10 protein-coding genes are annotated in these 12,496 nt (G+C 30.4%); 4 read left to right on the top strand and 6 right to left on the bottom strand.

Annotated elements, in window-relative coordinates; genetic code table 11:
- The first annotated feature begins 767 nt into the window (after positions 1–767).
- Genes MODO_RS18310 through MODO_RS18300 form a run of 3 tightly spaced genes read left to right on the top strand, consistent with a single transcriptional unit; the run spans position 768 to position 7,675 of the window.
- Positions 768–3,827 (top strand): SusC/RagA family TonB-linked outer membrane protein, encoded by a 3,060-nt coding sequence (locus MODO_RS18310; protein WP_059051474.1) that lies wholly within the window; start codon positions 768–770, stop codon positions 3,825–3,827.
- Between the two features lie 10 nt (positions 3,828–3,837).
- Complete coding sequence (locus MODO_RS18305) at positions 3,838–5,217, top strand: RagB/SusD family nutrient uptake outer membrane protein (protein WP_059051476.1); 1,380 nt, start codon at positions 3,838–3,840, stop codon at positions 5,215–5,217.
- On the top strand, positions 5,207–7,675 hold the full coding sequence (locus MODO_RS18300) for an alpha/beta hydrolase family protein (RefSeq protein WP_162264457.1): 2,469 nt from the start codon (positions 5,207–5,209) through the stop codon (positions 7,673–7,675). The genes MODO_RS18305 and MODO_RS18300 overlap by 11 nt, the downstream gene beginning before the upstream one ends.
- A gap of 34 nt (positions 7,676–7,709) precedes the next feature.
- Here MODO_RS18300 and MODO_RS18295 read toward each other — a convergent pair whose 3' ends face one another.
- The 6 genes from MODO_RS18295 to MODO_RS18270 form a co-directional block, all read right to left on the bottom strand.
- The gene (locus tag MODO_RS18295) at positions 7,710–7,985 is read right to left on the bottom strand and encodes a DUF6520 family protein (RefSeq protein WP_162264458.1); all 276 of its coding nucleotides are present in this window, start codon (positions 7,983–7,985) and stop codon (positions 7,710–7,712) included.
- Positions 7,986–8,065: 80 nt separating this feature from the next.
- The gene (locus MODO_RS18290) at positions 8,066–9,559 is read right to left on the bottom strand and encodes a MauE/DoxX family redox-associated membrane protein (protein ID WP_059051687.1); all 1,494 of its coding nucleotides are present in this window, start codon (positions 9,557–9,559) and stop codon (positions 8,066–8,068) included.
- Positions 9,560–9,646: 87 nt separating this feature from the next.
- Positions 9,647–10,291, bottom strand: coding sequence for a response regulator transcription factor (locus MODO_RS18285; protein ID WP_059051383.1), 645 nt, complete (start codon positions 10,289–10,291; stop codon positions 9,647–9,649).
- Positions 10,281–11,051, bottom strand: a complete 771-nt coding sequence (locus tag MODO_RS18280; protein WP_059051385.1) for a sensor histidine kinase — start codon at positions 11,049–11,051, stop codon at positions 10,281–10,283. Before MODO_RS18280 ends, MODO_RS18285 begins: the two co-directional genes overlap by 11 nt.
- Positions 11,036–11,671 carry a hypothetical protein gene (locus MODO_RS18275; protein ID WP_059051388.1) on the bottom strand — a complete coding sequence of 212 codons (636 nt, stop codon included), beginning with the start codon at positions 11,669–11,671 and terminating at the stop codon, positions 11,036–11,038. The genes MODO_RS18280 and MODO_RS18275 overlap by 16 nt, the downstream gene beginning before the upstream one ends.
- The gene (locus MODO_RS18270) at positions 11,672–11,995 is read right to left on the bottom strand and encodes a hypothetical protein (RefSeq protein WP_058699366.1); all 324 of its coding nucleotides are present in this window, start codon (positions 11,993–11,995) and stop codon (positions 11,672–11,674) included.
- A 196-nt stretch (positions 11,996–12,191) separates the two neighbouring features.
- Between MODO_RS18270 and MODO_RS18265 the strand changes: the two genes are divergently transcribed.
- The coding region (locus MODO_RS18265; RefSeq protein ID WP_173644472.1) for an RteC domain-containing protein at positions 12,192–12,496 on the top strand (305 nt) is incomplete at its 3' end.

Genomic DNA, 12,496 nt, shown 5'->3' with positions numbered 1-12,496 from the left:
AAGGTGGATTTGTTTAGTGTTCGTTGCTTTAATAATGAATGCTTACAATACCTTATCTATCCTTAATGGACTTATCGAATGTTCTATTCGAGATTTTTTCAATTATTAATTATTTATCACAAACAACCAATTAGTAACTAAACTCACATTTAGCCTATGATTACATTTTAGTTTAACTAAATCTTATCGTTGTAGATTAATTTGACATTACTTGTTTAATGTTGGATGGCTACCCTATTACCTATTTAGTTAGAGTTATAACACATTTTACGCTAGGTCTAAAAACAGTTTTTAGATGCGTACAGGATAACTATTGCCTTTATCACACATAAATATAGCTCGTTCATCCATTCGACTAAAAGGCAATATAGATTAGTTAGTAAGGAAAAAAGCTATGAAATAAGTCTCTCCTACTGTGCTATTTATTAATCACCCTTTAAAACTATTAATTATGGAGAAAAACCGCTTGCTATAGGGCTTTAGCCTAGTGGTTAATTATAGGCTTAGTCCTTAGTAGGCATTTTAAACACAACAAAAAGTATGGCTTAAAGGGATTTTAAGTCATGCTAAAAGTCCATGACTATCTCCTTGCTCTAGTTTGCATTTTGGGAGACGTGCTTTAGAGCTTGGAGATAGTTTTTTAAAAAAATATGTAGAATATAAATTACCAATTAACTAACCTTTTGATATATAGCTTATTTAAGTACTACGGCAATAAAAATCTTAATGATTTAAAAGCGTCTTATATCAAATCAATTATAAACATTATGAAAACTCAATTTAAAACCATAACTGGTTATAGGATAGCTCTGTCACTACTCTTTTTAGTTGGCTTGTTAAGCTGTCCAATTTATGCCGTATCAAATGATAAACATTTGTCTTTTAGTGTATCTGACTTGCTACAAGATACAAAACAAAAACCAACTATAAAACTAACAGGAACTGTAAAGGATTCCTTTGGTGCTCTTGGGGGTGTTATAGTGACAGTTGGGACTAAAGTAATTACAACTGATTTAGAAGGAAAATACACCATCAATATTACTTCTGGTGATAAGATAACCTTTTCAATGATGGGGTATAAAGATCAGTCTATTGTTTTTGTGGGTGGTAATGTTCTTAATATTACACTTAGTGAGGATAATAATACTCTTGACGAGATTGTAGTTAATGCAGGATATTATACTGTTAAAGATCGAGAGCGTACAGGTAGTATAGCACGAGTAGCAGCTAAAGATATCGAGTTTCAGCCAGTGACTAATCCTCTGCAAGCTTTACAAGGAAGAATGGCAGGTGTTAGTATTACTCAATTATCAGGTGTCCCAGGTAGCTCTATTGATATACAAATACGTGGTAAAAACAGTCTACAAAGCAACACTAATCAATTCATGGCAAATGTACCTTTATATGTAATTGATGGTATACATATGCCTAGTGACCGCAGTTCAAGTACAGGATTATCTGCTACTATTTTGTTACAAGGTCACAATAATCCTCTTAATTCAATTAATCCTAATGATATAGAAAGTATCGAGATCTTAAAAGATGCCGATGCTACAGCTATATATGGCTCAAAAGGAGCTAATGGTGTAGTTTTAATAACAACCAAAAAAGGAACAAAAGGAAAAGTAAGACTAACCTTCTCAAACTATCTTGCCAATAGTAAAGTAGTAAACTTTGCCAAGTTATTAAACACTCAGCAATACTTACAAATGAGAGAACAAGCCTTTATTAATGATAACATTACTACTTACCCTACTAACGCTTATGATATAAATGGAACATGGGATAGAAACAGATATACAGATTGGCAAAAAGAGTTAATTGGAGGTACAGCTACTACAACCAATACTGAACTAGGTTTAAGTGGAGGGAGTGAAAATACATCCTTTAACTTAAATGCTTCTCACAATAAACAAACAACTGTTTTTCCAGTAGATAAAGGTTTTAAAAGAGATAATATAAGCTTTACTTTTAATCATACAACAGATAAGCTAAAAATAGCAACAGCAACAACCTACTCGAGGCAAAAGAATGAACTCATACAAACTGATCTTACTTCAACAGCATTAAGTCTTGTTCCTAATGCTCCAAAATTATACAAAGAAGACGGTACTTTGAATTGGGAAAATGGAACATTTAATAATCCCTTAGCGGCATTACAAGCAAGTTACAATTATGAAAATACAGCTTTTGTTTTCAATACTAATATTAGCTATCAATTACACAATAACATTAGTTTAATACTGAATAGTGGGTTAGCGACAAATAACTTCAACGAAAGTCATTTAACCCCTCATACAGTAAATAATCCTAACTTAGGTAGAACAAGTGCTCATTCAACAGCTCAAATTTCATATACTAATTCTAAATCGTATATTTTAGAACCTCAAATATCGTGGACAAAAGAGTATGGAAAACATCGTCTTAATTTTTTAATTGGTACAACCTATCAAACAAGTAATCGAACTGCTATACATCTATACGGTTATGGATTTCCTTCTAACTCACAAATAACCAATATAGCAAGCGCTAGTTCTCAATCTATTCGTCAGCTAACTGACACGCAGTATAAATACTCAGGTTCATTTACAAGACTCAATTATACTTATGACAATAAATATATTATCAATCTTACAGGAAGAAGAGATGGCTCTTCTAGATTTGGAGACAATTACAAGTTTGGTAATTTCGGAGCTATTGGTGCGGCTTGGTTATTCTCAGAAGAACCTGTCTTAAAAGATATCTCTTGGTTAGACCTTGGAAAAATAAGAACAAGTTATGGTATAACAGGTAGTGATCAAATTGGAGATTACCAATACTTAGATACTTACTCTACTGGTTCGGCAAAGTATGATGATATCGTTGGCTTTATTCCATCAAGGCTATACAACCCTAATTTCAGTTGGGAAAAGACAACCAAAGCAGAAATAGCAATGGAACTGAGTTTATTTAATTCAACAATAAACTCAAGTATAGCATACTATAACAACAGATCATCTAACCAATTACTAGGTACTCCTCTACCGTATACAACTGGGTTTGATCAGATAATAAATAACTCAGCCGCTACAGTAGAAAATTCAGGATGGGAGTTTACATTAAACACCAATAATATTAAATCTACTTCTTGGAAGTGGACAACAAGTTTTAATATTTCTTTTCCCAAAAATAAACTTGTCTCTTTTCCAAATCTTGAAAACTCCACATACGCAAATAGATATGTTATAGGTAAATCAATAAGTGTATTAAAACTATACCACTATGAAGGTATTGATCCTACAACAGGTCAATTTAAATTTAAAGATTTTAACCAAGATGGCAAAATCACTCCTTTAGAGGATAAACAAAGCATACAAGAAGTTAATGTAAAATATCATGGTGGAATATCAAATAGCATTAGTTATAAAAATTTTGGAATGGATTTTTTATTTCAATTTGTTAAGCAAAGAGGCTATAATTATTTTCAACGAATGATCCTACCAGGTGTGGCAAGAAACCAACCTATAGAAGTTTTAAATAGTTTCTCTACAAACAATCCTAATGCTGAGTTTCCCTACTTCTCAACAGGTATGAAAGGTGATGTTCTAAGCAATTTTTTACTTATTCAAGAAAGTGATCATGCTATAAGTGATGCTTCCTATTTACGTCTAAAAAATCTTAATATTTGGTATGATATCCCATTGTCAAAGGCAAGGTTACGTCTGTATGCCCAAGGTCAAAACTTATTAACCTTTACTAATTATTTTGGAATGGACCCTGAAAATATATACCCAGGAAATCTTCCTGTTCTAAGAACATTCTCTTTTGGATTACAACTAACTCTTTAAAAAGCAAAATATGAAAACTAAACATCTATTTATACTATATCTATTTGTACTTCCAATATTAAGTACATCGTGTGAAAATGCTATCCAAGTGGATATGCCAAATAATCAAATGGGAACTGATGATATCTATAAAGATATCTCTACAACAAAAGCTGCATTAGCAACTTTATACTCAAATTTTCGAGATGCTTCCATTTTTACAGGACAAAGCACTGGTTTAGGTACTGTTATGTCAATGTATACTGATGAACTAACAAGTTTTAGTGAGATAAATTCTAGTCTAGGAACTTTTGATATTTTTAATAATTCAATTAGAGCAAATAATCCAACTATTAACTCTCTTTGGAACAGTTCTTACAAAAACATATATGCTATTAATTCCTTTATCCAAGGAGTTACTCTATCAAAGCATTTAAATATAAATGACAAGGATCCCTTAATTGCAAAGGCCTTATTACTTAGATCTATTTACTATCAAAATCTTGTACAACTATTTGGAGATATTCCTTATACTACTACAACTGATTATCAATCAAATATAATTATTAAAAAGACGCCATATTTACAAGTGCTTAGCTTAATCGAATTAGATTTAAAGCATAGCTTAACTATTTTAAGTGATACATTTGAAAAACAAAATAGAATTTATCCCAATAAAGCTGCTGCAGAGCTTCTATTGGCTCAAAACTATTTACTTCAGCATAAATATGATTTAGCACAGAACTTAAGTTCTTTAGTTACATCAAATCCATTATTTGCATTAGAAACAGATATTACAAAAGTCTTTAAAAACAATGCAAAGAGTACAATTTGGCAACTTATTCCTAGTAATTCTGGTCTTAGCACTTGGGAAGCAAGAACATACTATTTTAATATTACACCACCTACAAACCACGCTCTAAGCCAGGATCTGATCAAAAGTTTTTCTATTAATGATCTACGTCTTAAACACTGGGTAAGGGAAGTAAGTGGTAACAATAAGACCTTTTATCACAGCTACAAATACAAGAATATTTCCAATAATACAGATGAATACTCTATTGTATTTCGTGTTGAGCAAGCTTACTTTGTTTTAATTGAGTCATTGATATATCAAGACAATACAGTCGAGGCAATTAAATATTTGAACCTCTTAAAAAAAAGAGCCAACATATCACTTCTACCAAACACTTTAACTAAAGAAGAGTGTATAAAGGAAATGCTTATTGAAAGTCAAAAAGAGTTCTTTACAGAACAAGGACATCGCTTCTTTGATTTAAAAAGAAATAATCAACTCCATATCTTAAATAAGGTTAAACCTAATTGGAAAACTAATCACAGACTGTTGCCATATCCTGAAAAGGAAATCTCTTTAAATAATAATCTATTACCTCAAAATGATGGATACTAATATTCTAAAAAAAGTAATTTACCTTATTCTACTTTTAAGTTTTTCTAACTCAAAGGCTCAAGTAGACTCTATAAGTATTAGTCCCCTTTGGTTCAAACTACAAAATATTAGTATTTCTAACAGTGGAAAATGGTTAATTACACAAGAGACAAATAATGAATTCGTAAAAAGATGTATAAGCAACGCAGATACAAAGAAAGAAATCTGTTTTGAAGACACAGGTTTCATCTATTTTATAGATGATATAAAGATAGCCTATCAAAAGAAAAATCAACTCTATATAGTGAATCTGCAAAATCATAAGCAGACCGTAATAGATCAAGTAAATTCTTTTGAAATAATAGCTAACAATAGAATCTTTATTCTAACTGATCAGAAAACTGCATTACTTCTAGATACATCAAATAACATTGATAAAAAATGGGAACAAAAATCAATAAAACAATACTTTATCTCTCCATCAAGGCAACAGATGATGTATTTACAGGGTGATCAATTCTTTTCATTAGACCTTAAAAATCTAAAAAACTCATCTTTAACTGGTTCTTTTCAATTAGATTCCTTATCCAATCCAATATGGGACGATAAGCAGAATCATCTTATTGTTAAGACAACCAGGAATGAGGTAATACATATTGATTTAAAGAAGAAGGTATATTTTAGAATTGAACCTACAAAACAAAATCAAAACTTAATTAATACTTCTTATGAATTTGTGACTGATAATAACATCCTAATAAAATACCTTTACTTACATAAAACTCAAAGTCCTATAGTAGACATTTGGTACACTAATGATTACAATTTAGAGGCTAAAAAAAACACTCTAAAGGGAGATAGTTTTGTTGTCAATAATCTCTTATATAACATCGAGAATAAGCAAACAACTCCTATAATAGACAATGAAATTATAAGTTTTATTAATAACAATGAGTATCTAACCTATGATTCTAAAGCATATAAAGATTATAGTAAAAACAGCTCTACCGTATCAGTATACAAACATAATATTCTTAAAAATTCAAACAGTAAGCTATTAGATTCTCTAAGTAATTATGCTTTGACAATTTCAAATGATAAAAATAAATTCGCTTATAAATCTAATAACAAGTGGCATTTATACAACTTAAAAAATAATAAGACTACAACTATTAGCAATTTAGAAAATCAGCAAAATTTTTATTGGACTACAAATCCTAACAAAGTACTAATCACTAATAGTTCAAACCTCTGGTTATTTGATACTAATAGCCAGAGATTAAATAGACTAACTAACAATGAGACAATTAATAGTTTAGAGATTAATATTCTAAACCATCAATCTATCTCAAGCCTAGACACAAACTTCAAACCAAGTGCAATAGTCGATTTAAATAAGTCCATAATAATACAAACCTTAAACGTAAGTAATAATAGAAGCTCATTACACATAATAGATGAAAATAATATCATTAAACCAATCATAGAAAGTACTTCAGATAAAATTACTCAGGTGCTATTGTCTAATCAAAAAGAACAAATTAGTTTTTTAACCGAAAACTATAATATGTCCTATAGATTAAATTCCTATAAAGACAAGCAGCTAAGCATAGTAAAAACTAGTTCTATTGCTGACTCTTTATTTAATTGGAGAAAACAAGTGATAATTAAGTTCAAGACAGTTCAAGGTAAACAACTTAAAGGAATACTCTACTACCCTAAGAACTTTTCCGAATTAAAAAAATATCCTATGATTACCCATTTATATGAAACTCAAAATCATTTACAAAATGTATTTAGAATTCCTAAACTTGAAAATGATACAGGATACAACAATGCACTACTTACAGAACAAGGTTATTTTGTATTTGAGCCTGATACTTATGTTAGTGAGAAAGGTCCAGGAGTTACCGCTCTAGAATGCGTTGAGGCAGCAATACAAGAAGTACAAAAAAAAGTAAAACAAATTGACAGTGAAAACCTTGGAATAATGGGACAATCCTTCGGTGGATATCTAGTTAACTATATTATTACACAAGTTGATATCTTTAAAGTAGCAATAAGTGGATCCTCTCGTTCGGAATTAATAGTGGATAGCTATGGTTTTAATTACTACTTAAATAGAATGAGCTATGCCAAAATAGAAGATGCTCAATATAAGTTAAAAAGACCCTATGCGGAAAAACAAAAGGAATACTTTGCAAATTCTCCTATTTACTACTCACAAAATATTCAAACTCCAATCCTATTATGGGCTGGGAATCTTGATGAAAACGTACCTTGGAGACACACTATGAACTTATATGGTGCATTAAGGCGCTATAATAAACAAGCTATCGCTCTATTTTACACTAAAGATGGGCATAGTTTAGCTGATAAAACCAACCAAAAAGACTTAACAATAAGATCCCTTAATTGGTTATCCTATTTTCTTAAAGACACAAAAAATATTGATTGGATTAAACAAGGTCTAAATTAAAACAAGCTGTCTCCTTGCAGAGACAGCTTTTCTATTAAGGTTGCTTTTGATACAACACAGTTGGACATTGCATTGTTAACTCATCTTTTTCATAAAGAGTTCGTTCCTGATTATTCACAGCGTCATACCATGTACAAATTGGACCATCACTTATTGTTGAACAAGTAATATTTGTTTGAACACATGAAAACTCATTCTCTGAATCTAATTCATAATGACCTATACGGTCAGTAGAATTTAGTTCAACATTTTTCATTGCATTTGTTGCAAATGCACTCCCGATAGCAATCGCGAATACTCCGATTGGCAAACCTGCTGATTTTAAAAATTTTTTCATAATACTAAAAATTAAAAGTGATTAATAGCTTATTTTTAAGGTTGAGCTAAACCTTACTGAAACTTGCTTGTTAGCAATCTGGCCAATTTGTAACGAACAAGATTCTTGTCAAATAGACCATAGAGATAATGATCTGTAACAATTAAATCAGATAACTTATCTTCCCCTAGGTGGTTGATGTAAAAGCTCCCTATATAACTGCTACTTGTAAAGTCATAGACATCTACAATACTGGCTTGTTTCCACATCTTTTGAGACTCGTTTTGCCCCATTGAGTTTGATACTATAAACAAGAGATTGCGATGAACTATAACCTTTGAATTAATAGCCTTTACAGGAGTAGTCATTTTATTTTCTCCTGTTGATAATTTCGCTGAAGTAATACTTTGGGTTTTAGTTGTATCTATAGTGTTTTGTCTGCTAAGTAATGTAAGGCGGTTATCAGTTTGAATGAACTGATTCTTATAATAATAAGTGTAAATTACTTGTTGTTTTTCTTTGCTATAAGTGATTATTCCATCTGTATCAAACACTCCATCGGAATCACTTTTAAGTAAATCAGAGTTGAGTTTGACTTTCGTACTACTTTTTTGATCAATTACTCCAAGAACATTTTGGTAGTTCTTGCTACTTTGTCCTTTAAAGGTAATAGTAGTGGAATCTATTGGGGTAAAATCTGAAAAGTAAGCCTGTTTATAGCTTAGTATTTCTGTGGGTTGTTGCTTACTTTGATTATCTAATCTTCCTTTAAATACTATGGAAATAGTCCCATCAGCTAAATAGAAATTAGGATAGATTGTTTTAAATTTTAACTGAGTATAAGGTAGATGCAAAGAATCAATCTGTATCTGAAAGTCTTTTCTTTTCAGTTTTTCATCTATAGAAATATAGCGAAGTGGTGCGGTATAATTACCTAAATATATAGTGTCATTATAATAACCTGAAAAGTAAAAAGAGTTTACTTGTAAGTCAAGAGTTTGATCCTCTATCACTCCATGAGGTAAATATCTTCTTATAAAGGGATTTTCTTTTTTGATGATGTGTTCTGAAGAGAGAAAAAGTAGAATAACAATACCTATGCTTAGTATAGTTAGTAATATAGAAGATATAATAAAACGCTTTTTGTTTGTTTTATTATTCTCTTTATCATTTTCTTGAAAGTAGATGGCTAATAATCCCAAAATACATACGATGATATTAAACCATAGATGCTCTGTCCATCCCATCTTTTCAAGTATTCCTCCACAAGAGCAAGGTATAAAGTCGCTGTAGTTTAATATCAGGTAGATGTAAATAGTAAAAACTACCATTAATCCGTAACTAAGATATAAACCTAACAGCTTGAATTGTTTTATCGTTAATAATGAAGCGATAACAAGTTCAACAATAATAACCAAATAGGCTATTATACTAGCGTAAGCGCTTAATAGTGGGGACTGGGTCAGTTGAACTTGAAATGCTTCAAAAGTGATTAATTTGCTTATCGCTGCATAAACAAAAAGTAATACAAAGAAATATTGTACAATAAGTGAGAATTTGGCTTTCATAGTACTGGCATTTTGGGATATCCAAAACTACAAATCACTTATTTTCAAAACAATACGTAATTTTACGTAATTTTAGTAGTTTGACTTCTAAAAAAGATCATCCTCTGTTATATAGTGTCTAATAATAGCATAAGCAACAGCACCTATGAAGTTATTCGCTCCTGTTTTTTGCATAATAATCTCTTTGTGCTTTTCTACAGTTCTAACACTCAAATGAAGTTTTTCAGCTATTTCTCTTCCACTGTACTGCTTAACAAATAGCTTAATGATCTCTACTTCCTTCTGGGTTAAACCAGCATCTTTTTTGTAATCTGCATCTTGTAAATGCTTTACTATATTTCTAATCTGGCTATCATAATACACTCCATCTTCAAATACATTGTAAATAGCTTTTTTTATTTGAGACTGTCCTGCATTCTTGGTTAGATATCCTGCTATCTTATATTTAAGCATTCTCTCAATGGTATAAGAATCATTAAAACTACTAAGAATAAGTATTTTTAAGTCTGGATATCTGTCATTGAGTTTGGGAGTTATCTCAAAACCATCCATAACAGGCATTTGAATATCTAAAAATAGAATATCCACCTTTTTAGTTTTTAATACCTCAAATAGCTCTATACCATTAGAGCACTGAAACACTACTTCTACTCCGTCTAACTGAGATAAAAGCAAACCAAAACTTGTTCTAAAAAGTTTATGGTCATCTACTATTCCTACTTTAATTTTCATATTTATTATTTATTTTTAATGTGGTAATATTAACCTCTTGTTGTCTTTGATGAGTAAAATCTGCTTTAATTTGCTGTACTCTTGTCTTAATATTACTAAGTCCTAAGCCAACATCCTGTCCTTTTAAATCAGCATTAAAATCATACCTTATTCCATCATCAGTTATAGATAATACAAGTTGATCCTCTGTCCATTTAAGTTCTAACTCTGTATAGGTCGCCTTGCTGTGCTTGATAATATTTTGGATTAGCTCTTGTATTATTCTATAGAGTTCTAATCTTACTAATTCACTTAGTATAAAAGTTTGTTTATCAGATTTAAAAGACATTTTTATACTTGTCGCTCTTGATATCCTGGTTAAGTAATTACTTAATATGATACTAATTGGATTATCCTTAATCAAAGGAGGTGATAAGTTATAACTCACTCTGACCGCCTCATCATAGCACAATAAAATACTCTGTTGTATATCTGAAATCGTAGATTTTATTAAATCCTTATCTTGACTAAGTTCTATAACACCTACATAATTTTTTAAAGCTGCTAAATCCCCACAAAGACCATCGTGTAACTCCTTGGCTATTCTTGCTCTTTCTTTATGCTCTACAATTAAACTGTTTCTAAGTTGCTGTTTTAGCTGTTCATTGTGGTACTTGCTTAGATTCTTCTGATAAACAATCACAAGGATAATCACGATAATGACAAGGGAAATCATAATAAAAGTCCCAAGCCAAAAGAATAATTTTATTTCATTTTCCATACGCCAATTGATAAGATGATTCTAAGTATCAAACTAGCTATAATATTCACTAACCAATAATCATTAAAATAGATGTCGTTATTATAGATATAACTTGATAACATAAAAAGTGAAATCGTCGTACTATAATAGAAGAATAGCCCCATAACTACATAAAAACTACTCTGCTTATACAGACTTAAAACCACCTTTTGATCAAAGACCTGTTTTACCCATAAAAAACTACACCACATAATAAACAAGGTCAAAAAAGACTTGTTGATGCTCTTTGCTAAGAAAGCTGAATCTTCTTCCAAACAGAAAAAAGAATAAACATAGATCAATAGAAAAAGACCTAAAAAGGTTAAAAAGAACCATTTAGGTCTTTGTACAATTAATTTTATAAAAAGATAGTATAAAGCTAAAAACTCTAATAATGAATGTATTTGATACCAAGGAATAACACTTATTTTCAATACACCACTAACTACATACTCATATATAGAAGAACCAGCAATTAACAGAATAAGAGGCAAAACATAATTGTTCTGCTTATTTAAATGATTTCCTTTTCCAATAAACATAACTATAGGAAAAAGACCTGTTAATAGCGTTACATATAAGAGTACATAATAAATCATCTACTTACTTTTTATAAGCTTGGTTGGCTTTTTAGGACACATAGGAGGACATGTGATAAGCTCATCAAGCATAATTCCATTAGTTAAATCTTCTCCTTCTTGGTCTACTGCTACTAAAACCATATTGTTTTGATTGCTTTGAGGATCTAAACCTGGATAGATTCGCAATCCAATCCCCCCTTTTTGTTGTAATAACTCATTAATCTTATCAAGACCTACAAAATAACTATTAGGTTTTTCGGGGCTGTTTTCTTGATAAGAATGTGTTAGTTCAATTGCCTTTTCAAGGCTAATTACTGTACCTGATTTTTTGTTAATCTCCATAAAGCTAAACATTTAAAAATTAATAATGTAAATATTTACAATTTCCAAATAATAAACAATACGTGTTTTCCGCATATTTACCGTGTTTTTACGTATTGATTTTAAAAGTAGTATTGCTTTATTTTAAAAGAGCTACTAATAGAAGATTCTTTCAAGGCAAACGTGTCAATAATTAACCAACCAAAACTCAATAATTATGACACAAAATGCTCTTTACAAAAGTGTATTAAAGACAATCGAATCAAAGGAAATTGAACTAAACTTAATTGATTCAACTTCAATTTCAAAAGCTTACGAGATGATTCAATTTTTAAGGCTTTTACTTATAAAGCTAAAAGAAGAAATACTTCAAGTGGGGTTCAAAAATCAAATAGATGAGATTGAATTTTTTAAAGTAATTAAGCCTCAAGTCTTAGGCAAACTAATCTTTTACAACAAACTCTATTCTATAGAAACAAGTTGCCCAATAGATATTGTTGTTAAGAATAAATACTATCATAA

Origin of the sequence: Myroides odoratimimus, assembly GCF_001485415.1 — a bacterium.
GTDB classification, from domain to species: domain Bacteria; phylum Bacteroidota; class Bacteroidia; order Flavobacteriales; family Flavobacteriaceae; genus Flavobacterium; species Flavobacterium odoratimimum.
This window is presented reverse-complemented; position numbering and strand designations above follow the sequence as displayed.